This window comes from Streptomyces sp. NPDC033180, from assembly GCF_055577645.1.
Map to the genome: position 1 here is coordinate 149,601 of NZ_JBVIPU010000009.1, position 20,678 is coordinate 170,278.

Below are 20,678 nucleotides of genomic sequence, written 5' to 3' on the forward strand. Positions count from 1 at the left end.
AGACCTCCTGGCCATCGTGGGACCGGCGGAACCGGCTAAGACGGTTCTAGCAGGCGCGATGCCGGTGTGCAACCAGCTATGGTGGTTCCATGAGTGCTCGGTTTCCCGACTTCCGTCTCGGTAAGGTGCTGGCGACCAGCTTCACGGCGACCCTGACGGAGCGTTGCGGCAACGCTGTGGAGCGCGTTCCCACGCCGAACCGGCTCGTCGACTGGCTGACGGTGAGCGGTCTCGCCGTGGAGTCCTGCACCACCGCGCAGCTCGAACGCGCTTGGGAGCTGAGGGAATCGATTCACGCCGCCGCGACAGCGGCCGCGCGCCGAGACCCTCTCCCTCTCCCCGCGGCGGCCGTCCAGGTCATCAACGACCGCAGCACGCAAGGTCGGGCCGCGGCTGTCCTGACGCCCGAGGGCAAGCGGCAATGGCGGCTCGGCTCGGCTTCCTCCGTGGAGGACGCCCTGGGCGTTGTCGCCGCCGACGCGATCAGCATCATCACGGGCGAACGAGACGGAAAACTCGCCTTGTGCGCATCGCCAACCTGCCAAGCTGCCTTCTTCGACACCAGCCGAAGCCGCACCCGCAGATGGTGCGACATGAACACCTGCGGGAATCGCCAGAAGAAGGCGCGCTTCCATGCCCACAAGCACGAGAACCCGGGCTCGGCCGAGTAGTCCAGGGTCCGGAACGCGACTGACTGCTCGGCCTCGGTCATGCCGGCCAGCATTCTGACCTCGACGGACCGGGCCGCCACGGTCGCCTTCTCCAGACTCCGTCGGCCGCGAGGCGTGAGCCGCGCGGGAAGGACCTTCCCGACGGCCGCCTCCGCGGGCCTGGTCACGTAGCCGTCTCGTTCCAGGGCCTGGAGCAGCACGTTCATCGGCTGCCGCGTCACGAACGCGCCCCGCGCGAGCTCGGAGTTCGACAGGCCCGGTCGCTGAGCCAGCAGCTCGAGGCAGGAGTAGTGCGTCACGCTCATCCCCAGCGGCCGCAGCACCTCCTCCATGGCTGCACGGAGGGCACTCGACGCCTCCTTCAGCAGGAGCCCGGCGACGTCTCCAGGCCGACCCCGCCTTGATGCGTGTCAGCAACCTGACATACCGTGTCCTGTGTCAGGAAGCTGACACGAAGAGAAGGAGCATCATCATGCCCGTCACCGGCCCCGACTTCATCTCGCTCCAGGCGCGCGACCGCGACGCTTCGCAGGCGTTCTACGAGCAGTACCTCGGCCTCGTCCGCTCGCAGGCCGGACCTCCGCACGCCGTCGTCTTCGAGACGAAGCCGATCGCGTTCGCACTCCGCGACGTCGTTCCCGGCACCGATCTCGCATCCGTCGCCCAGCCCGGCATCGGCGCCGCGATCTGGCTCCACGCCACAGACGTCCAGGCCATCCACGATGCTCTCGCCGCCGACGGTCACACCATCGTCTCCGCACCGATCGACGGCCCCTTCGGCCGGACCTTCACCTTCACCGACCCCGACGGGTACCACGTCACTCTCCACGACCGCGCCTGATCGGCGCTGCGGATCATCCTCCTTCGCCCCGCGCGCACACCGGGCCGACCGAGCCCAGTGATGAGTTTTCGCGCCCTCACCCGTCACACGTACGACGGGACACGACGAGGCGGAGGATGACGTGATGAGTGCGGACATGCGGCCGGAGAAGGTGGGCGTGAGCGGTCTGGACGTGAGCGGTCTGGACGTGAGCGGGCTCGGCGAACTCGACGAACCGGCGTTCTCGGGGCTGGCGGAGCGGCACCGGCGGGAGCTGCACGTGCACTGCTACCGGATGCTCGGGTCGTTCGAGGACGCCGAGGACACCGTGCAGGAGACGTTCCTGCGTGCCTGGCGGCGGCGGGAGACCTTCGAGGGGCGGTCGACGTTCCGGGCCTGGCTGTACCGGATCGCCACCAACGCCTGCCTGGACCTGGTCGCCAAGTGCCGCCCGGAGCCTGCGACCGGCGGCGAGGTGCTGTGGCTGCAGCCCTACCCGGACCGGCTGCTCGACGAGCTGCCCGCGGGCGACGCGGACGAGCCGGAGACCGTCGCCGTCGCGCGGGAGACGATCGAGCTGGCGTACCTGGTCGCAGTCCAGCACCTCGCGCCGCGCCCGCGAGCCGTACTGATCCTTCGGGATGTACTCGGCTGGCCGGCGAAGAACGTCGCGGAGCTCCTGGGCGACTCCGTCAACTCCGTGAACAGCGCGCTGCAGCGGGCCCGCACCGGCGTGCGGGAGCACCTGCCCACCGAGCGGCAGGACTGGACCGGCGGCGAACAGGACACCGGGACGCGCGAGATGGTGCGCCGCTATACCGACGCCAGTGTGGCCACGGACATCGACGGGCTCGCCGCACTGCTGCGGGACGACGTCCGCTGCTCGATGCCGCCCACGCCGGGCCTCTACGTCGGCCGCGACGCGGTGGTGAACGACTGGGTCGAGAGCGGCTTCGTGGGCTTGAAGGGCCTGCGCGCCGTCCCCACCTCGGTGAACCGGCAACCCGCCATCGCCTTCTACCTCTGGCAGCAGCAGGACGGCGCGTACCTGCCGCTGACGATCGATGTCCTACGCGTCACCGGCAGGGCGATCACCGAGATCATCACGTTCCACGACGACCGGTTCCCGCGGCTCGGGCTGCCGGAGCGCCTGCCGGCTGACGGCACGGAGTGATCCCGGCGCGGACACTCACGCCGCGCGGTAGCGAGCGCGACGCGGCGGTCGCGCACCGCGGAGCACCCGACGTCGCACGGCGAGGGTAGGCATGCGTAGCAGCGGGGGGCCGTGCGACCGGACGACGGTGGCGCTGCCCGACCCCCGCCCACCCGGGCAACGTGCCTCAGCTGATGGGCTCGCGCATGTCCTCGCGTACCTTCAGTGTCGTCCGCGCGACCTGGTCCAGGTCGACGTCCTTGGGATTCTGGTCCACGTTCTCGTCGGTGATCAGACCCACCGCCGCTCCCGTGTTGTCGTCGTTCCACGCGCACATCGGAACGTTGCTCGATGCCCCGCCCTGTTCGGAGGTCAGCACCTGGCACCGCAGCGTCATGCCCGAGCCTTCGGGGGTGACGTCGTGGGCGGGGACGGCGACCGTGGCGCCCTCGGCTTCGGCAGCGCCGTCCATCATGTGGTCCCTCGCCAACGCCGGGTCCCTGAACTGCCCGTACATGCCGGACACCACGAGCCTGCTGCCGTCCTGCTCGCCCTGTCCCGTGTAACTGCCCACGACAGCCGTCGGGTTGCGGACATTGCTGCGGTTCCGGTTGTCCTCCACGATCTGCCGTCCCGAGGTGTCCGAGAGGTCCGCGCCAAGCTTGAACGTTCCCCCGGCCAGCTCGGCGGGCACCCGCAGGCGGTACTTCGCCTCCGGGAACCCGGCGCCGCCGAACACCGCGAACCCGGCGATCACCACCACCAGCGCCCCCACACCGACCCCGACCACGGCCAGCACCTTGCCGGTGCTACGACGAGGCGGCGGAGCCATGGGCGGGGCTCCCCAAGGAGCAGGCCCCGTGGCATAGGGCTGGGGAGGCCCGTACGGCTGCCCCTGCTGTGGGAACGGCGGATGAAAGGGGGGCGGTTGGGGCGGCTGGCCGTACGGGGGCGGGGCAGCGCCGAAGCCACCGGGCGGTGACGGGGGCATGGACATGCCCGATACGCTATGTCACCCCTCAGCGCATCAAGTCGCCGGGCCCTTCGGCGTCATCCGGCCCCGGCGCCACAGCCGTTCGACGAGAAACCGAGATCCGCGCCGAACAGGTCGGGTCAGCGCACCCGCCTCGTCAGTCTGTTGCCACATGAACCGGCTCGCGGGTACGCAGTACTCCAAATTATGAGGCGAGAACTCCGTCTCACCAAGTTATGCTCTGGGGCGCCTGCTGCGAATCACAAATGCCATACCAAGTGCCGGAGCAATGAGGCCGAGAGGGCGAAGCCAGGCGCTCCCCGTCGAGCTACCAGTAGCCATCGAGCTCGCACCGATCAAGAAATAAAGCAGGACAAATGCGAGGGCAAGATTTCTCCACGCTTTCCGGTACTCTCCGCTCGATAGTGAGTTCTTCTTGGTTTCCCTGGGCATCTTCGTTCCTCCGTTGATGGACTGCGGGGCAGGAACGTGGTGAGTTCCTGCCCCGCGATCACCGTTATCAGGGCTCAAGCACGGTGTTCACTATCTCCCCTGCAGCGTATCCGGCCCACAGGCAGGCAGCTCCGGAAGCCAGTCCAACTCCACCACTTGCCGCCGTGCACGCTGTGCCGACTACAAACCCCGCGGTGAAGCTGGCGATGCCTGCTGAAACTGCTGGCACGTCACCCTTCGCGATATCCTTACCGATTTGGGCAACGTCGTAGGCATCGACAGCCTTACCGAGGCCGTCAACGATTCCCCCGAGACTGAGCAGACCATTGGGGTCGATGCGGTTTACGGGGTCGCCTTCGGCGTACAGGTAGGGGTTCTGTTCCTGGCCGGAGGGGTCGGGGCTGTTGAAGCGACCGATGTTGGGGTCGTAGTAGCGGGCCGCGAAGTGGTACATGCCGGTGACGTCCTGATAGCCGCCGGCGAACCGGTAGGGCTGGCTGGCCTTCTCGGTGCTGACGGAGCGTGTGACCCCGCGGGGGCTGTAGGAATAGGAGTTGACCTTGGCGCCGGATTCGTCGGCGGTGGCGACGACCGAGCCGAGAGCGTCGGTGAGGTAGAAGTACGCCTTCCCGTCACGGGTCATGGAGTTGAGTGTGCCCCCCGGTTCCCGGTTAAAGCCTGTGCCCACACCGGCAGTTGACGTGGCCGACAGGCCGATCGGGCCGTTGTGGAAGAACGTGTCGCCCAGCTTGATGCGCTCGCTCTGGTCGGTCGAGCCGTACTGGCCCTCGTAGGTCTTGCCGCCCACCGTCAGCGAGGTCAGCTGGCTGTGATCCGACCACTTCTCACCCGTGCGGGTGCCTTCCGGCGTCGGGGCCGCCGCAGTCTCGTGGCCCTGCTTGTCGTAGGACCAGTTCGTGGACGAGCCGTTTTTCGCGGTGATCTGCTGCGCGTCGTTCACGGTGTAAGTGGTGCCGCGGGGGCAGCCCTTCTCCGTGCCCTGGCTGGTGAGGTTGCCGGCCAGGTCGTAGCAGTACTGCCAGGACTCGTTCAGCGTGGAGCCCTTGTTCTCCGCCGCGTAGGAGAAGCGTCCAGCCCCGTCATAGCTGTAGGTCGTCTTCAACCCGGTCACCGCGTCGGTCTTGGTGCGGATCTTGTCGCCGTCCGTCTTGGCGCCGGTCCCGTAGCCGTAGGTGTAGGCGAGGTCGACCAGCGTGCCCTTGCTGGACGTTGCCCTGATCTTTTCGGGGCGGCTGGACTTGTCTACGTCGACCTTCTGCACCGTGCCGCCGGGGTAGGCGGTCTCCGTGCGGACGTCATTGTTGTTGTACTTGTACTCCGTCACCCGGCCCTGCGGGTCCTTGAGGTTCTTGAGTTTGTTCACCTCGTTCCAGGTGTAGTCGACCTTGCCGGCCGGGTCCTGGTAGAAGTCGACGTTGCCGGCCGGGGTGTAGGCCAACAGGGTCTGGGAGCCGTCCTGCAGGGTGCGGACGGTCTCGCGCTGCAGCGGGTCGAACTGGTACTTGACCGTGCCCGTGTTGTCGTCGCGCTGGCGGAGGTTGCCGTCGTCGTCGTAGAAGTAGCGGACCGTGTCGTTGGTGGTGGAGACGGTCTTGATGCGGTCCAGGTGGTCGTAGGCGAACACCTTCTTGATGCCGCGGCCGTCGGTGAGAGTTTCGGTGCGGCCCAGGCTGTCGTACGTGTAGGTCGTCTCCCCCAGCGGCCCCGGCGGGCTCACCTTGGTCAGGTTGCCCTTGTCATCGTAGGTGAAGGACGTTTTCACCGTCTTGGACGCCGACATTTTCGTCTCGGCCGCACACCGCTGGCCCTCGAAACCACCGCAGTTGGGAGTGGCCGGGTTGTAGGTGTAGGAGACGCTGCCGCCACCGGTGCCCTCCTGAGCCACCGACTTGGTGTTGCCCGCGGTGTCGTAGCCGTACTTGGTCTTCTCACCGTCCGCGTTGGTGGAATCCTTCGGCACGTCCCCGCCGGCGATCGTCTGCCAGCTCGTGACCGCCTTCCCGCCCGTCGGCGACGCAGCACTTTCCAGGTTGTTGCGGGTGCTGAACCCGTAGTCGGTCACGTTGCCGGGCGTGCTGCCCGAGCCCATCGCGTCCGTGGACGTGTCGACGTTGTGGTTCGCGTCGAACTTCGTCGAGCGGGAGTGCTTGAGGGCGTCGGTGACCTTCTCCACTTCTCCGTCACCGTCGTGCTGGTAGCTGGTGGCGTGCTGTTCGGGGTCGGTGACCTTGGTCGTGCCCGCCGCCGTCGGCGAGGCGGCGTCGTACTCATACGTCCACGTCGGCCCCGTGTGGCCGGAGCCGTTGAACTCCGTGGCGCGCAGCATGGACGTGACACGGTTCGCCGCATCGTAGGTGAAGACGGTGACTCGGCCCTCCGCCGTGGTGATCTTTGTCAGGCGGCGGGAGGAGTCGTAGTCGAATGTGGTGGTCTTGCCCTCGGCGTTCGTGGTCTTGTGCAGGTTCCCGGCCGGGTCGAGGTCGAAGACGGCGGTGCGGCCCGCGCTGTCCTTGGCCTGCCACTGCGAGGCGTCGGTCCTGACCAGGTCGATCCACCGGTTCGAGCGGGTCTCGGTCAGCTTGAAGCCCTTGTTCTGCCCGCCCTCGTCGTGCTGGGTGACGGTGATGGTGCCCTTGTTCTTGTCGGTGACCTTGGTCAGCGTGCCATCAGCGTTGTAGGTGTCCTTGGATGAGGACTTCCAGTTGGTGACCGTGTAGGTGCCGTCCGCGTTCTTCTTCAGTTCCTTCGAGTAGCCCTTGGGGGTGGTGAAGGTGCCATCAGCCTTCTTGGTGAAGCGCAGGCTGTTGCCCGAGGCGTCGTACAGCACCACCTCGTCGTCCAGGACCTGGAGGTAGCGCTCGTACTGCTGCCACCACCTTTGGGACACCTTCCCCCACGGGGCGTCCAAGGAGTTGTAGGTGCGCGACAGGCTCAGAGACTGGCCTACACCGGCGATCTGGAAGTCGGTCGCGGTCAGCATCAGGTTGCCGGTCGAGTAGTCGACCCGGGCCGTCAACGCGTCGGTTATCGCGAAGTTGCTGATCTTGTGCCAGGGCACATCGCCCTGCCCCTCCGGCACGTAATCGCTGGGCGCCGCGCGACCCGAACGGCCGGTGCTGCCGTCGCCCTGTGCCCGCTTCTTCTGCTCGGCCCTCCAGGCGGCGACCTCGTCGGAGGGCGTGCGCTCGGCCTGCGGTGCTACTGGGTCGTTCGAACCGACCTTCACCGGCAGCGTCGTGAACGAGGGAGCGTCCTTGCCCCACGCCGAACCTGGATCATCCGCCGCTGCTGCGATCCCCGCAGCCGGTAGCAGGGACAGTGTCAGGGCCCCGGAGGCAAGTATGGCCGCCGACGCCAGAGTTGATCTTTTCCGGGCGCGCGAAAGGCGCGCACCCCAAGTGCGATGCATCAAGGCTTCCCCCACAGGAAGTCACATCCCGCAGACCCCAACGGTCACGAGAGGCACACAACCTGACACGCCATCACCACAAGTCACCCGCCCGTTCCCCCGAACACCCATGCCACACATGGCGGAACAAGCCCCTCCCCTCAGGGCAGACAAATATCTACGGACGGGCCTGAACCACTTCACAATCCCTCTTCTGTTGCACCCTGCGGAACCGTTGCCGTCCGGAAAGTGACCGGAAACGACCGGACCCCGGCAGTCCGGCCCCTTGCACACTCTCCCGGTGCCACCGAGCGCTGCCAGGCAGCGGGATGACCCCTCAGGGAACCGGAAACTTCGCAGCACGACGGCCAAGATCCGGGCGCGGCAGTGTCCCCATGACTGACGTGGAGAACGAAGGCGATCAGGCACACGTACCGGCCGGGTCTGCCCTCGGGGCGGGTGGCAGCCGTTGCGGACTACCAGACGGCGTCCAATCCTGGCGCATCGATCCGGCCCCCGTGGATCGGCCCAGTGCCGTCCTCGCTCGCCAGGAATCGAACGCCCAGCAGGGTCTCCATGTCTGCCTCGACGAGACCCTGTACATCGGCCTCGGCTTCGGCCCGACGCGGCATGACCTCGGTCATGCCGCCATTCGTCGCGTCCGTGCGAAACAGCTTCAGGCCCGACACCTCCCCCTCTTCGGCTGAGAGAGCAACAACGCCGAGCAGTTACTGGATACTTCCAGCCGGGCCATCAGATTCCCCAGCCGAGGGCTTGAAGCACGGAAGCCCTCCTTCCGGTGGAAAGCCGCTTGCCTAAGACCTCTAGACCTCCTAGTGTGTTGAGTATGGCGAAGACACCGCGATACCGAGAGATCGCCGACGACCTCCGCAGGCGACTCGGCGAGGGAGAGTTCCCGGTCGGGACCGCTCTGCCGCCCATCGCCAACCTGATGGCCGAGTACCAGGTTGACGGGCTGAACACGATTCGCGGCGCGCACGCGGTGCTACGAGAGGAAGGGTTGATCGAAACCACCCAAGGCAAAGGCACCTTCGTGACCGCTTTGCCGCCGGTAGACGTCCGCAAAGCTCTGCGGACGGACGTGAGCAACCTCCAGGACACACTCGATCAAGCACAGGCAGCGCTGTCCCGAATTACACATCTCATGCAGCGCCTTGACCAGGAAGAGGCAACGTAGAGCTCGCTGGCAGTCCGCGATCTCGATGGCTCCTTCGCTGGCCGACGCGCAGGAGCCCCGCCTATCGGCAACCAGTGTCGGTGTACACAGTCGAGTCGCCACAGCAGCTCTGCCGCGCCGCCTCGCGCGGGACACCTGCGTGCAACTTCGGGCCCGTTGAACAACGGATCGCGTCGGGCACCGCTGAGGCGGTCGGGAGCAGCCCAGTTCGGCGGTCATGACCCACAGAGAGTGCCCCTGGTACCTCCATGCGATAGCCGCACGGAGAGCGTTTAGGGCCACCATCGCCGCGGACAGGACCGGTCGGCGAGACCAGCTCAATCCCGGCTCTGCCCGGACCCGCTTCGACTCCCTTCGCCTTGCTCTACGAAGGCCAGCGATGCGGCAAGTGCACGGCCCGACTGCGCGATGCCGAAGCGGAACGAGGCCGACGGCCGAGGGGGCCGCACGCGCCCGCATGTCCTCTACTGTGGAGCAAGCCCGGCGAGGGCAGCGTGGAGACCCCGGACCCCCCAAGGGCCTCCACGGCAGCATGACATCCGCAAGATGCCCTTGAGCTCTACTGGCCGTCTACGGGGATCTTGCTGGACTTGGCAATGGGCTGGTACCAGTCCTTGGTCTTGCTGTCGTAACGCAAGACCTCAAGCCACACGTTGCCCTTCTCCTTGTAGTCCTTGTTGCAGTAGCCCCAGCTGCCGGCCTTGCTGCTGTTCACGCAGCCGTAGGCCGGGCGTCCGTAGTCGGTGTGGACAACCGTGACGGACGAGAGGCCGTCCGACGCAGTGTCCTGCGACCAGATGAGGTCGCCGTAGGGCTGGAAACAGCCGGTCGATCCGTACGTGGAGGTCACTACCAGGCAGGGGCGGCTCGGAGCCTTGGAGGCAGCCGCAGAGTCGGGCGCCGGGGTTGCCGCTGTCGCAGGAGTTGCCTCCACGATTTCCAGATCCGCCGGCATCTCCACCTTGACGAGTTCCGTGGGCGGCTGGTCGTCAGCCTGTGCCGGGAACGCGACGATCGCGGACAGTGCAAGCATCACTGCGCCGCCCAGAACAGCACTCTTCAAACGCGTCTTCGTGCTCATGTATCTGTGCCCCCACCCCCCACCCCTGACCTCGTAGTTGAGGTCTTCAACCAATTATGAACGCGCCGTGATCATAATCGAACGAGTACGTGAAAGGTGTGGGGGATTTCGTGAAGACGGGAGGCGCGGAGGCTCGCCTACGGCGCTCTCAGCCCCGCCGACGAACTTCGACGCTCCCCCGTCGAGCCAGGCAGCCCGCCGTGGGCGCAGTCAGTTCGTCGGGGGTACCCACGTATCGGTGGCAGGCGGCTCCGTGGCCGGAGTCGCCTCGTCCATCTCGTCTACATCCATGTCGACCGCGCAGCCTTCCGGGATCTCCTCGCTGGAAGTCGCGCAGGCCGAGGGATCGGCGTCGGGGGCAACCCTGTTCGCCTGACGCTGGCTCTTGCCCTGTTCGTCCGAGGTCGAGGCACCCGAAGATGGGTTGCCGTCCGAGGGCGACGAGCAGGCCGCCGAGCCCATCACCGTGCACAGGATCAAAGCGGCCGAAGCTGCAGCGGTACGAGTACGCATGAATGTCCCCCCAACGCGGACGCGGAGTGTCCGGCCCGTCAGTCGATCAACCATGCCACCTTGCGTCGTGCAGCCGGCGTGGGAAGTGTGAAGAGTTTGCATGCCTACTTGACACGTACGCGGCCAGATCTGGCATTCACTCAGAGATCGCGTTCCGCAAGGTCCACCGCCACAGGACACGAGGTACGGAAGATGAAGGAACCGGCTGTTCAACGGTCAGACACTCTTCAGGTCGGCGGTTCATCGCCGGCAGGGACAGCTAGGTGCGTCCAACCTGCACGCCAACCAATCTGACGGGCAGTCAGAAAGGTCGGCATCAGGTCTGCCAAGCTCTGCCACAGAAGAGCACACCATGGACTGTGAAGCCCCTCTGCAGCATCCGGATCCAAGGGCTGCGCTACATCGCGGCCCCTAATCGCCATCCTGAGCCAAGCACTGCTCGAATTTCGAGCCGGTCAGACATTTGCCCAGCTCAGCGCACCCGCCCCCGCGGTTTCAGCGGCACGGGCGGCAGGTCCGGCGCGGGGATGCGGTCACCGGCATAGCCCTTCACCTCACCGAAGCGCGAGCTGTCCATCCAGTCCGAACGGGCCTGCGCGATGTCCTCGTTGGACCGCCCGATGAAGTTCCACCACATGATCAGTTCCTCGTTGAACGGCTCGCCGCCGAGGAGCATCAGGCCCGCGTCCGACTCGGCGTGCAGCGGCAGTTCGGTGCGGCCGCAGCCCAGATACAGCATCGAGCCGGGCAGGACGGGGACGCCGTCCACCCGGGTCTCACCGGACATGCTGAGGACCGCGTACTCGAAGTCGGGGTCCAGTGGCAGGCGTACGTCCGCGTCGCGGGTCAGGGTGAGGTCGGCGCCGACGATCGGGGTGTAGGTCGTGCCGGGTGACGTGGTGCCGTCGACCGTGCCCAGGATGAGCGTCGCCGTCAGGCCGGGGGCCGTGACCAGGGGCAGCTCCGCGTGGTGCTCGAAGCGCGGGTCGGCGTCGCGGTGGACGTCGGGCAGCGCCACCCACAGCTGGGCGCCGTGCAGGAGGCGGGCGTGCTTCCTGGGGCTTTCCTCGGAGTGCGAGATCGCCCGGCCCGAGGTCATCAGGCCCAGCTCGCGGGGACGGATCGTCTGGAGGCTGCCCGTGGAGTCGCGGTGCAGTACCTCGCCCTCGTGCAGCCAGCTCACCGTCTGCAGGCCCATGTGCGGGTGGGGGCCCACCTGCATGCCGGGCTCGTCCGCGATGTCGTCCGGGCCGTAGTGGTCCACGAAGCACCAGGCGCCGACCATGCGGCGGCCCAGGTTGGGCAGCAGGCGGCGGACCTCGGTGGACTCGCCGAGCTTGACCTTGCGGGGGCTGAGGAGTTCCCGGACCGGTTCGGCGACGACGAACCCTCGACCGCCGCACAGGGACGGGACCGCCTCGCGATCAAGATTGCTCATGCCGCACAACCTAGACCCGCTGGGCATCTGCCGTCAGGCACGCGCCCCGGTCATTCCGGACCCGTCGTCCCGGCGCCCGCCCTCCGGCGCCCTCTTAGTGGAATTCTTGACCACCCGTGGTCGTTGGACGGCTCGAAGGAGGCAACAGTGGACACGACGTACTACGACCACGGAACCGCGACGGAGCGCTGGGAGCGCGCGCGGCAGTTCTTCGACGCCAAGGAGTACGCCACGGCGGCGCGCATCCTCGGCACCCTGGCCGACGAGGTGCCGGAGCAGGTCGCCCCGCGTCTGCTGCTGGCCCGCGCCTACTACCACTCGGCCCAACTGCGGCGCGCGGAAAGCGAGTTGCGTACGGTCATCGAGCTCGACCCCGTCGAGCAGTACGCGCGGCTGCTCCTCGGCCGCACGCTCGAGCGGCAGGGACGGGACGCCGACGCGGCCCGGCACCTGCGGGTGGCCGCGGCCCTCTCGGGGGACTTCGCCGAGGCCTGAGCCCGGGACCGAGGCAATCCCTGGGGTGCCTCAACTCCCCCACACCGCCTCCCCCACCGCGACGCCCACGAAGACCGCGCCGAGCGCCGCGACCACACTCGCCACGACATTGACCGCCGCGTAGAACCTGGCCCCGCCCTCGGAGAGCCGCAGCGTCTCGTACGAGAAGGTCGAGTACGTCGTCAGGGCGCCGCAGAGGCCGGTGCCGAGGAAGAGCTGGGTGTGGGAGGAGGCCGCGCCCGCGATGGTCGCGCCGGTGAGCACGCCGAGGACCAGGCTGCCCGCCACGTTGACCGCGAACGTGCCCCAAGGGAAGACCGAGTCGTGCCCGGCCTGCACGGCACGGTCGGTGAGGAACCGCAGCGGGGCGCCGATCATCGCCCCTGCCACCACGCAGAGCCAGGTCACCGGTCGGCCCCGCCCCGGCCCACGTACCGGATGACCTCGCAGTCGTCGAGGATCACGAGTCCCTCGGTGACCAGTTCGTCGAGCTGCGGCAGGAACGCGCGAATCTTGTCCTCGTCGTCCACGATCACGACCGCGACGGGCAGGTCCTCGCTCAGCGAGAGGAGCCGCTGCGTGTGGATGAGCGACGAGGCGCCGAATCCCTCGATGCCCCGGAAGACGCCGGCGCCCGCGAGGCCCGCCTCGCGGGCGCGGTGGACGATCTCCGAGTAGACCGGCTTGTGGTGCCAGATGTCGGCCTCGCCGACGAAGACCGTCACACGCAGGGCCGTACCCGTCAGTCTGGTCATGGTCGCCTCCACGCCACGACGCGGCGCGTCGCCCACGCCGCGCTCCACACTGCCGCGAGGGCCGCGAGCAGCGTCAGTCCGAGATACGCCAGGCCCGTGCCGGCGTGGCCGCCCTCCACCAGGCGCTCGATGTCCACCGCGTAGGTGGAGAAGGTGGTGAAGCCGCCGAGCACACCGGTGCCGAAGAAGGGCCGCAGCAGGCGGTGCGGCGTCCGCGTTTCGGTGAGGACCACCATGAAGACACCCATGACCGCGCACCCGATGACGTTCACCAGGAGCGTCGTCGTGGGGAAGGTGTCGGGGGCGGTCGGCCAGATCAGGGACGCGCCGTAGCGGGCGGACGCGCCGATCGCACCGCCGACGGCCACGACCGCCACCACGGGCCACACGCCGTACTCCCTCACCTGTGCGGACCTCACCTGTGCGGATTCCGCCTGCGCGGGCCTCACCCATGCGGAATCAAGAGATTCTCATCGAAGATCACTCTCAGGCTAGCCGCCCCGCGGTGTGTCCCGCAGACCGAGGCGCAGGTGCTCGACGTGGAAGAGCGCCTGGTCGAGGAGTTCGGCGACGTGGTGGTCGTAGAGGGCGTAGATGACGGAGCGGCCGTGCCGTTCGCCGGTGATCAGGCCGAGGTTGCGCAGCAGGCGCAACTGGTGGGAGCAGGCCGACTGCTCCATGCCGACGGCCTCGGCCAGCTCGCCGGCCGCGCAGGGTCCCTCCTGCAGACGGGCGAGGATCAGCAGCCGTGAGGGCGTCGCCAGGGCTTGGAGGGTGGCGGCAACGTCGGCGGCCCCCACGGCGTCCAGGCGTTCGCGCGTGGTGGCGGTGCGTTTGTCGTCGACTCCGTGGCCCATGGCGCCATCCTATCGATGACACATGCACACATGAAAAGCTGTTCATTCGTTCCTGTACGGTGTGGGCGTTGCCGTTCCCCAGCCCGTGAAGGGTTACTTCGCCATGCCCACTGCCCTGCTCCACCGCTCCGACCGGGGAACTCCCGCCGGACCTGCGGGGGTTCCACGCCGCCGCACCCGCGTCCTCGCGCTCGCCGAGGCCCGCTGGGCGGCGGCGGCCACGGTCGCGTTCCTGGTCGCGCTGCCGCTCGAGGTGATCGGGGGCGCCGCATGGCTGTGGGGCCCGCTGTTTGCCGTCGCGTACGTCGCCGGTGGCTGGGAGCCGGCGCTCGCGGGACTGCGCGCGCTGCGCCGAAAGACCCTGGACGTGGACCTGCTGATGATCGTCGCGGCCCTCGGGGCGGCCTCGATCGGGCAGGTGATGGACGGGGCCCTGCTCATCATCATCTTCGCCACCTCTGGCACCCTGGAGGCCCTTGCCACCGCGCGTACCGCCGACTCGGTGCGCAGCCTGCTCGACCTCGCGCCCGCCACGGCCGCACGAGTGACCGCCGGGGGCGGTGAAGTGGCCGTCGACGCCGCCGAGTTGAAGGTCGACGACATCATCCTCGTACGGCCCGGTGAGCGGGTCGGCGCGGACGGCGAGGTACTCGACGGCGCCAGTGACGTCGACCAGGCGACGATCACCGGGGAGCCGCTGCCGGTCACCAAGGAGGCCGGGGACGAGGTGTTCGCGGGCACGCTGAACGGGGCGGGGGCACTGCGGGTGCGGGTCGGGCGTGACGCGTCGGACTCGGTGATCGCGCGGATCGTGGCGATGGTGGAGGAGGCGTCGGAGACCAAGGCGCCGACGCAGCTGTTCATCGAGAAGGTGGAGCAGCGCTACTCGCTCGGCATGGTCGTCGCCACGCTCGCCGTGTTCGCCGTGCCGCTTGCGCTCGGCGACGACCTGACCGGGGCACTGCTGCGGGCGATGACCTTCATGATCGTGGCTTCGCCGTGCGCGGTGGTCCTCGCCACGATGCCGCCGCTGCTGTCGGCGATCGCGAACGCGGGGCGGCACGGCGTCCTGGTCAAGTCGGCCGTCGTGATGGAGCGTCTGGGTCAGGTCGACGCGGTCGCCCTCGACAAGACGGGCACCCTGACCGAGGGGACGCCCCGGGTGACCGCTGTCCACGCGCTCCCCGGCAGCACCCTGACCGACGACGCCCTCCTCGCGCTCGCGGCGGCGGCCGAGCACCGCAGCGAACATCCCCTGGGTCGCGCCGTCGTGAGCGCGGCGCGCGCCCGCGGCCTCACCGTCCCGACGGTGGCGGACTTCGCCTCGGTGCCGGGGGTCGGGGTGAGCGCCACGGTCGAGGGTGCGACCGTCCGGGTGGGCGCTCCGGCACGGCTGCTCGAAACCGGCCCGACGGGCGAGCCCGCCAAGGCGGCGGACATCGAAGTACTCGCTCGCGCACGGAAGTTGGGCGAGGAAGGCCGGACCGCCGTGCTCGTCCTGCGCGACGGAGCCCCCGTGGGCGTGCTCGGCATCTCCGACCGCCTGCGCCCGGACGCGGCGCCGACCGTCACCGCCCTGGAATCCCTCACCGGGACCGCTCCGATGCTGCTCACCGGTGACAACGCGCAGGCTGCCGCCCGGCTCGCGGCGGAGGCCGGCATCGATGACGTACGGGCCGGGTTGCTCCCGCAGGACAAGGTCGCGGCGGTTCGTGAGGCGGCGGACGCGGGACGCAAGGTCCTGGTCATCGGCGACGGCGTGAACGACGCCCCCGCCCTCGCCGCGGCCCACACCGGCATCGCGATGGGCCGGGCCGGTTCCGACCTCGCCCTGGAGACCGCCGACGCCGTCATCGTGCGGGATGAACTCGCCACCGTGCCAAGGGTGATCGCACTGTCCCGGCGTGCCCGCGGGCTCGTTGTCCAGAACCTGGTGATCGCCGGAACGTTCATCGCCGCACTGGTCACCTGGGATCTCGTCGGCAGCCTGCCGCTCCCCCTCGGCGTACTCGGCCACGAGGGCTCCACCGTGATCGTGGGGCTCAACGGCCTTCGGCTGCTGCGGGAGGGGGCGTGGCGGGACGCGGGTGAGTGAGCCCGGTGTGGATCACGGTGTCACCCCCCAGGGGGACACCGTGAGTGACGGGCTCCGGATCGGGCGGTGCGAGCGCCGCGTGGGCTATCCCCGATACGTCTCCAGCAGCCGCAGCCACACCTCACTGATCGTCGGGTAAGCCGGGACCGCGTGCCACAGTCGGTCGATCGGCACCTCTCCCGCGATCGCCACCGTCGCCGAGTGGATGAGTTCGCCGACGCCGGGGCCCACGAAGGTCACGCCGAGCAGGATCTCGCGATCGAGGTCGACGATCATGCGTGCACGGCCTTCGTAGCCGTCCGCGTAGAGCCCCGCGCCCGCCACGCCCGCCATGTCGTAGTCCACTGCACGCACGCGGCGGCCCGCGGATTCCGCCTCCGCGAGGGTCAGACCCGCGGATGCCACCTCGGGGTCGGTGAAGACCACCTGCGGTACGGCCGCATGGTCGGCGGTGGCCGAGTGCGCGCCCCAGGTGTCCGTCTCCAGGAGGGGGACGCCCTGGGCGCGGGCGGTGATCGCGGCGCCCGCGACGCGGGCCTGGTACTTCCCCTGGTGGGTGAGGAGCGCGCGGTGGTTGGCGTCGCCCACCGCGTAGAGCCAGTCGCTGCCCTGCACCCGCAGGCTCTCGTCGACCGGCAGCCAGGAGCCGGGGTCCATGCCGATCGAATCGAGGCCCAGGTCGTCCGTGCGCGGTGCGCGGCCCGTGGCGAACAGGATCTCGTCCGTCTCCAGGCCGTCGCCGCTGCTCAGGGTCGCGGTGACCGTGCCGTTCTCCCTGCGCACGGCCGTGACGGAGACGCCGGTGCGGACGTCCGCGCCCGCCTCCGTGAGCGCCGTGGTGACCAGCTCCCCGGCGAACGGCTCCATGCGCGGCAGCAGCCCGTCACCGCGCACCAGCAGCGTGACCTGCGAGCCGAGCGCCTGCCATGCCGTGGCCATCTCCACGGCGACGACGCCGCCGCCGACCACCGCGAGGCGACCGGGCGCATGATCCGCGCTCGTGGCCTCCCGGCTCGTCCACGGCCTCACATCGGCCAGGCCCGGCAGGTCGGGCAGCGCGGCGCGGGTGCCGGTGCACACAGCCACGGCGTGGCGGGCGGTGAGGGCCTGCTCGGTCCCGTCGGAGCCCGTGACACTCACCTGACGTGTTCCGGCGATGCGGCCGTGGCCGCGGTGGAGGTCGACGCCGATCGAGTCCAGCCAGCCGACCTGGCCGTCGTCCTTCCAGTGCGAGGTGTAGTCGTCCCGGTGCGCGAGGACCGCCGCCGCGTCGAGAGAACCCTGCACCGACTGGCGCAGTCCGGGGACCTTGCGGGCGTCCGCGCGGGCGATGACCGGGCGCAGCAGCGCCTTGCTCGGCATGCACGCCCAGTACGAACATTCGCCCCCGACGAGTTCGCTCTCCACGATCGCCACGCTCAGGCCGCCCGCACGGGCCCGGTCCGCGACGTTCTCCCCCACGGGACCCGCACCGAGGACCACTACGTCGTACGTCTTCGAATCCGTCATGGAAGCCAGTGTGGTCGCAGGTGTGCGACGTGGCCACATGGGTACGCGCGCGACAGCGAGCACGGGTGAGCGCGTGGAATACGTCTGCCGCCCGGGCCGTTGTGCACAGCGGCTTCGACCGACAGCAGGAAGAGGGAAACACCATGAGCAGCACGACTGTGGAGCTCACCAAGGAAAACTTCGACCAGACGGTCACGGACAACGAATTCGTCCTGATCGACTTCTGGGCGGAGTGGTGCGGTCCGTGCCGGTCGTTCGCGCCCGTCTACGAGAAGGCCGCCGAGGCCAATCCCGACATGATCTTCGGCAAGGTGGACACGGAGGCGCAGCCCGAGCTCGCTCAGGCCTTCGGCATCCAGTCGATCCCGACGCTGATGATCGTCCGCGATCAGGTGGCCGTCTTCGCGCAGCCCGGCGCCCTGCCGGAGGCCGCCCTGGAGGACGTCATCGGGCAGGCAAGGAAGCTGGACATGGACGAGGTCCGCCAGTCCGTCGCCGAGGAGCAGGCCAAGGCCCAGGCGCAGGAGCAGTAAGGAAGCCCCCACAGGCAGAGCCCACAAGCAGAGCAGCTCCCACCAGCAGCAGGGTCAGCTGGACTCGCGGCGCACCGCCGTCACACCGAGCACGTCGTGCACCTCGGGCTCCATGCCCGGGTCACGCACGACCCGGTCGACGAGCTCCGCGAGTTTCTGGCCCGACGGCAGATCGATGCGGACCGTGCTGAGGCGCGGCCGCAGGAGTCTGCCGAGCATCAAGTCGTCGGCGCCGATCATCGCCGTCTCCTCGGGGACGGCGATGCCTTCGTCCTGCAGCGCCCGCATCAGCAGCATCGCGTACTCGTCGTTGTACGTGAACACCCCGTCGACCCCCAGCGAGCGCCAGCGCGCCGCGAGCCGGGCCGCGGACTCCTCGTCGTACGCCAGGGGCAGCTCGGTCGTCGTGGCGTCCGTGCCGTGCTCTGCGAGGGTGCGGCGGACGCCTTCGGCGCGCGGGCACGCGAAAGGCCGAAGGCCCCGCTCCTCGGGGATCACGACGCCGATGTGCCGGCTGCCGCGCTCCAGGAGGTGGGTGGCGGCGCACTGCCCCACGAGGCGCTGGTCCATCAGCAGGGCGTGGGCGCCCTCGGCCCGCTGCGGGCCGATCGTGAAGACGGCCTTGGCGCCCGAGCGCTTCAGGACGTTCACACCGCGCGCGCCGAGCCCCGAGGCGGCGGGGGCGAGTACCGCGACCGGGCGCAGCTCGGCCCAGGCCCGGGCCGCCTCCTCGCCGGTCAGGCCGAGGCTGCCGTACTGCACGACGGTGTAGTCGAACCTGCTCAGCGCCCACTGCAGCTCGTTGAAGAACTCGCTGAAGAGCGGGCCCGCCGGGATCTGCGGCGTGGGCATCAGGACCACACGGGTGTGCCCCGCGCGCAGGCTGCGGGCCGCGGCGTGCGGGACGTACCCCAGTTCCTTGGCGGCCTCGTGCACGCGGCGGCGGGTGGGCTCGCTGATGCGGACGGCGCTCGTGTTGTTCAGGACGTACGAGACGGTCGCGCGCGAGACTCCCGCGAGGCGTGCAACGTCGGCGCTGGTCGGCACGGAGTACTGCGCGGACTGCTGCGCCTGCTGCTGTGGGGTCTTGTTCGGTATCTGCGCCATGACAAGGCTCATCTTTCCAGACGGCGCGGAAGCGCTCTCAGGCGGGCGTCGGAGCGGCCACGGCCCGCGCATCGGACCGGCCGGCTGCCGTGCGCGGCGTGAACTGCCCTGCACACGTACCGCGTTCCGGCCGCGCCGGTTAGCGTGCGTGCACCTGCCCGTCGATCAAAGGTGCCCCCACATGACAGTCGACCGTGCCGATGGCCTCGCGCGGACCGCTCGCGCGCTGGCCGACGGGGAAGTGTCCGCACGCGCGCTCACGGAGCGGACGCTGGCGCGGATCGAGGCCTCGCAGCCCATGCTCAACGCCTTCAAGCTGGTGCGGGCTGAGGCCGCGCTCGTCGAAGCGGACGCCGCGGACCGGGAGTTGGCGGCCGGCGGGGCGGGGCGTCCGCTGCTCGGCGTGCCGCTCGCCGTGAAGGACGACACCGACATAGCGGGCGAGCCGACCGCGTTCGGCTGCCGGGGCGACTTCCCGCCGAAGCAGGAGGACGCGGAGTCGGTACGCCGCCTGCGTGCGGCCGGCGCCGTGATCGTCGGCAAGACAAACACCTGCGAGCTGGGGCAGTGGCCCTTCACGGAGGGGCCCGGCTTCGGTGACACCCGCAACCCCTGGCACACCGGCCACACCCCCGGCGGTTCGTCGGGCGGCTCGGCGGCCGCGATCGCCGCGGGCCTCGTCCCCGCCGCGCTCGGCTCGGACGGCGCGGGCTCGGTGCGCATCCCCGCCGCCTGGACCCATCTCGTCGGGATCAAGCCGCAGCGCGGCCGCATATCGACGTGGCCCTGGCCCGAGGCGTTCAACGGCATCACCGTCAACGGCCCGCTCGCGAGGACCGTCGCCGACGCGGCCCTGCTGCTCGACGCGGCGAGCGGCAACCACAGCGGTGACCTGCACAAACCGCCCGCCATCAGCGCCACGGACGCGGCGAGGCGCGAGCCGGGGCGGCTGCGGATCGCCCTCTCCCTGCGCATGCCGTTCACCGCGACCCCCAAGCGGCTGCATCCCGTGGTGCGCCGGAAGGTCATCGTCCTGGCTGACCGGCTCGCCGCGCTCGGCCACGACGTGGAGGAGGCCGACCCGCGCTACGGCCAGATCGGTCTGGACTTCGTGCCGCGCGCCACGGCGGGCATCACCGACTGGGCCCGCGAGATTCCCGACGCGCAGCTGCTCGACCCCCGGACCAAGGAGGCGGCCCGCCTGGGACGCGTGCTCGGCGGCGCCCCGCTGCGTCTCGCCCGCCGCGCCGAGGCCGCCCTGCACCGCCGTGTGGGTGCGATCTTCTCGACGTACGACGTCGTCCTCACGCCCACCACCGCCACTCCCCCGCCCCGTATCGGCACCATGGCCGCCCTCAGCGGCTGGCGCACCGACCAGGCCATGATCGCCGCCTGCCCCTACGCGTGGACGTGGAACGTCCTTGGCTGGCCCGGCGTCAACGTGCCCGCGGGCAAGGCGGACGGCGGCCTTCCGGTCGGCGCGCAGCTGCTGGGGCCGGCGGGCAGCGAACCGCTGCTGATCTCCCTTGCCGCACAACTGGAGGCGGACCAGCGCTGGTACGAGCAGTGGCCCGAAGCCGCCTGAGCGGTGCGGGCAGCCTGCGGTCCATCGGGCGGA

Annotated in this window: 19 protein-coding genes and 2 pseudogenes; 8 read left to right on the forward strand and 13 right to left on the reverse strand. The window is 69.3% G+C overall.

Annotated elements, in window-relative coordinates:
- The first annotated feature begins 89 nt into the window (after positions 1-89).
- Complete coding sequence (locus ACZ5WE_RS24185; RefSeq protein WP_467692089.1) at positions 90-671, forward strand: CGNR zinc finger domain-containing protein; 582 nt, start codon at positions 90-92, stop codon at positions 669-671.
- Between the two features lie 2 nt (positions 672-673).
- Here ACZ5WE_RS24185 and ACZ5WE_RS24190 read toward each other — a convergent pair.
- Positions 674-1,059, reverse strand: a pseudogene (locus ACZ5WE_RS24190) (MarR family winged helix-turn-helix transcriptional regulator); the annotation flags it as partial.
- Positions 1,060-1,143: 84 nt separating this feature from the next.
- Here ACZ5WE_RS24190 and ACZ5WE_RS24195 point away from each other — a divergent pair.
- Together ACZ5WE_RS24195 and ACZ5WE_RS24200 are read left to right on the forward strand one after the other, a co-directional pair.
- Entirely contained in the window at positions 1,144-1,512 is a 369-nt protein-coding gene (locus ACZ5WE_RS24195; RefSeq protein ID WP_467692091.1) for a VOC family protein, read from the forward strand.
- A 124-nt stretch (positions 1,513-1,636) separates the two neighbouring features.
- Positions 1,637-2,665: an RNA polymerase subunit sigma-70 gene (locus ACZ5WE_RS24200; RefSeq protein ID WP_467692092.1), complete on the forward strand. Its 1,029-nt coding sequence runs from the start codon at positions 1,637-1,639 to the stop codon at positions 2,663-2,665.
- Positions 2,666-2,831: 166 nt separating this feature from the next.
- Here ACZ5WE_RS24200 and ACZ5WE_RS24205 read toward each other — a convergent pair whose 3' ends face one another.
- From ACZ5WE_RS24205 to ACZ5WE_RS24215, 3 genes and pseudogenes are all read right to left on the reverse strand, one after another.
- Complete coding sequence (locus ACZ5WE_RS24205) at positions 2,832-3,476, reverse strand: hypothetical protein (RefSeq protein ID WP_467692094.1); 645 nt, start codon at positions 3,474-3,476, stop codon at positions 2,832-2,834.
- Positions 3,477-4,137: 661 nt separating this feature from the next.
- A complete protein-coding gene (locus tag ACZ5WE_RS24210) occupies positions 4,138-7,317 on the reverse strand; it encodes an RHS repeat-associated core domain-containing protein (protein WP_467692096.1) in 3,180 nt (1,059 codons plus the stop codon).
- Positions 7,318-7,967: 650 nt separating this feature from the next.
- Positions 7,968-8,168 (reverse strand): annotated as a pseudogene (locus ACZ5WE_RS24215) (DUF5655 domain-containing protein); the annotation flags it as partial.
- A 158-nt stretch (positions 8,169-8,326) separates the two neighbouring features.
- Between ACZ5WE_RS24215 and ACZ5WE_RS24220 the strand changes: the two are divergent.
- The gene (locus tag ACZ5WE_RS24220) at positions 8,327-8,677 is read left to right on the forward strand and encodes a winged helix-turn-helix domain-containing protein (protein WP_467692098.1); all 351 of its coding nucleotides are present in this window, start codon (positions 8,327-8,329) and stop codon (positions 8,675-8,677) included.
- A 559-nt stretch (positions 8,678-9,236) separates the two neighbouring features.
- On the opposite strand, the gene ACZ5WE_RS24225 is transcribed toward ACZ5WE_RS24220, so the two are convergent.
- The 3 genes from ACZ5WE_RS24225 to ACZ5WE_RS24235 form a co-directional block, all read right to left on the reverse strand.
- Positions 9,237-9,710, reverse strand: a complete 474-nt coding sequence (locus ACZ5WE_RS24225) for a hypothetical protein (RefSeq protein WP_467692100.1) — start codon at positions 9,708-9,710, stop codon at positions 9,237-9,239.
- A gap of 258 nt (positions 9,711-9,968) precedes the next feature.
- Entirely contained in the window at positions 9,969-10,271 is a 303-nt protein-coding gene (locus ACZ5WE_RS24230) for a hypothetical protein (protein ID WP_467692101.1), read from the reverse strand.
- Between the two features lie 472 nt (positions 10,272-10,743).
- A complete protein-coding gene (locus tag ACZ5WE_RS24235; RefSeq protein WP_467692103.1) occupies positions 10,744-11,709 on the reverse strand; it encodes a pirin family protein in 966 nt (321 codons plus the stop codon).
- Between the two features lie 147 nt (positions 11,710-11,856).
- On the opposite strand from ACZ5WE_RS24235, the gene ACZ5WE_RS24240 reads away from it, so the two are divergent.
- Entirely contained in the window at positions 11,857-12,204 is a 348-nt protein-coding gene (locus ACZ5WE_RS24240; protein ID WP_467692105.1) for a tetratricopeptide repeat protein, read from the forward strand.
- A gap of 30 nt (positions 12,205-12,234) precedes the next feature.
- On the opposite strand, the gene crcB (ACZ5WE_RS24245) is transcribed toward ACZ5WE_RS24240, so the two are convergent.
- The 4 genes from crcB (ACZ5WE_RS24245) to ACZ5WE_RS24260 form a co-directional block, all read right to left on the reverse strand.
- A complete protein-coding gene (crcB, locus tag ACZ5WE_RS24245; RefSeq protein ID WP_467692106.1) occupies positions 12,235-12,612 on the reverse strand; it encodes a fluoride efflux transporter CrcB in 378 nt (125 codons plus the stop codon).
- Positions 12,609-12,959 (reverse strand): DUF190 domain-containing protein, encoded by a 351-nt coding sequence (locus ACZ5WE_RS24250; protein WP_467692108.1) that lies wholly within the window; start codon positions 12,957-12,959, stop codon positions 12,609-12,611. The genes crcB (ACZ5WE_RS24245) and ACZ5WE_RS24250 overlap by 4 nt, the downstream gene beginning before the upstream one ends.
- Positions 12,956-13,348 carry a fluoride efflux transporter CrcB gene (gene crcB / locus ACZ5WE_RS24255; RefSeq protein ID WP_467692110.1) on the reverse strand — a complete coding sequence of 131 codons (393 nt, stop codon included), beginning with the start codon at positions 13,346-13,348 and terminating at the stop codon, positions 12,956-12,958. The genes ACZ5WE_RS24250 and crcB (ACZ5WE_RS24255) overlap by 4 nt, the downstream gene beginning before the upstream one ends.
- Before the next feature lie 102 nt (positions 13,349-13,450).
- On the reverse strand, positions 13,451-13,816 hold the full coding sequence (locus ACZ5WE_RS24260; RefSeq protein WP_467692112.1) for an ArsR/SmtB family transcription factor: 366 nt from the start codon (positions 13,814-13,816) through the stop codon (positions 13,451-13,453).
- A gap of 103 nt (positions 13,817-13,919) precedes the next feature.
- Between ACZ5WE_RS24260 and ACZ5WE_RS24265 the strand changes: the two genes are divergently transcribed.
- Positions 13,920-15,911 (forward strand): heavy metal translocating P-type ATPase, encoded by a 1,992-nt coding sequence (locus ACZ5WE_RS24265; RefSeq protein ID WP_467692114.1) that lies wholly within the window; start codon positions 13,920-13,922, stop codon positions 15,909-15,911.
- A gap of 84 nt (positions 15,912-15,995) precedes the next feature.
- Here ACZ5WE_RS24265 and ACZ5WE_RS24270 read toward each other — a convergent pair whose 3' ends face one another.
- A complete protein-coding gene (locus ACZ5WE_RS24270) occupies positions 15,996-17,420 on the reverse strand; it encodes a dihydrolipoyl dehydrogenase family protein (protein ID WP_467692115.1) in 1,425 nt (474 codons plus the stop codon).
- 143 nt (positions 17,421-17,563) lie between these two features.
- Between ACZ5WE_RS24270 and trxA the strand changes: the two genes are divergently transcribed.
- A complete protein-coding gene (gene trxA / locus ACZ5WE_RS24275) occupies positions 17,564-17,953 on the forward strand; it encodes a thioredoxin (RefSeq protein ID WP_467692117.1) in 390 nt (129 codons plus the stop codon).
- 54 nt (positions 17,954-18,007) lie between these two features.
- Here the strand turns inward: trxA and ACZ5WE_RS24280 are convergent, their stop codons facing one another.
- Positions 18,008-19,060 carry a LacI family DNA-binding transcriptional regulator gene (locus ACZ5WE_RS24280; protein WP_467692119.1) on the reverse strand — a complete coding sequence of 351 codons (1,053 nt, stop codon included), beginning with the start codon at positions 19,058-19,060 and terminating at the stop codon, positions 18,008-18,010.
- Positions 19,061-19,241: 181 nt separating this feature from the next.
- On the opposite strand from ACZ5WE_RS24280, the gene ACZ5WE_RS24285 reads away from it, so the two are divergent.
- The gene (locus tag ACZ5WE_RS24285) at positions 19,242-20,645 is read left to right on the forward strand and encodes an amidase (protein WP_467692120.1); all 1,404 of its coding nucleotides are present in this window, start codon (positions 19,242-19,244) and stop codon (positions 20,643-20,645) included.
- Positions 20,646-20,678 lie beyond the last annotated feature (33 nt).

Coding starts and splice junctions, on each gene's coding strand:
- ACZ5WE_RS24230 (WP_467692101.1), bottom strand. CDS start 10,271: ATGCGTACTCGTACCGCTGCAGCTTCGGCCGCTTTGATCCTGTGCACG.
- ACZ5WE_RS24200 (WP_467692092.1), top strand. CDS start 1,637: ATGAGTGCGGACATGCGGCCGGAGAAGGTGGGCGTGAGCGGTCTGGAC.
- ACZ5WE_RS24280 (WP_467692119.1), bottom strand. CDS start 19,060: ATGGCGCAGATACCGAACAAGACCCCACAGCAGCAGGCGCAGCAGTCC.
- ACZ5WE_RS24250 (WP_467692108.1), bottom strand. CDS start 12,959: ATGACCAGACTGACGGGTACGGCCCTGCGTGTGACGGTCTTCGTCGGC.
- ACZ5WE_RS24260 (WP_467692112.1), bottom strand. CDS start 13,816: ATGGGCCACGGAGTCGACGACAAACGCACCGCCACCACGCGCGAACGC.
- ACZ5WE_RS24195 (WP_467692091.1), top strand. CDS start 1,144: ATGCCCGTCACCGGCCCCGACTTCATCTCGCTCCAGGCGCGCGACCGC.
- ACZ5WE_RS24265 (WP_467692114.1), top strand. CDS start 13,920: ATGCCCACTGCCCTGCTCCACCGCTCCGACCGGGGAACTCCCGCCGGA.
- ACZ5WE_RS24285 (WP_467692120.1), top strand. CDS start 19,242: ATGACAGTCGACCGTGCCGATGGCCTCGCGCGGACCGCTCGCGCGCTG.
- ACZ5WE_RS24205 (WP_467692094.1), bottom strand. CDS start 3,476: ATGGCTCCGCCGCCTCGTCGTAGCACCGGCAAGGTGCTGGCCGTGGTC.
- ACZ5WE_RS24185 (WP_467692089.1), top strand. CDS start 90: ATGAGTGCTCGGTTTCCCGACTTCCGTCTCGGTAAGGTGCTGGCGACC.
- trxA (WP_467692117.1), top strand. CDS start 17,564: ATGAGCAGCACGACTGTGGAGCTCACCAAGGAAAACTTCGACCAGACG.
- ACZ5WE_RS24220 (WP_467692098.1), top strand. CDS start 8,327: ATGGCGAAGACACCGCGATACCGAGAGATCGCCGACGACCTCCGCAGG.
- ACZ5WE_RS24235 (WP_467692103.1), bottom strand. CDS start 11,709: ATGAGCAATCTTGATCGCGAGGCGGTCCCGTCCCTGTGCGGCGGTCGA.
- ACZ5WE_RS24225 (WP_467692100.1), bottom strand. CDS start 9,710: ATGCTTGCACTGTCCGCGATCGTCGCGTTCCCGGCACAGGCTGACGAC.
- ACZ5WE_RS24270 (WP_467692115.1), bottom strand. CDS start 17,420: ATGACGGATTCGAAGACGTACGACGTAGTGGTCCTCGGTGCGGGTCCC.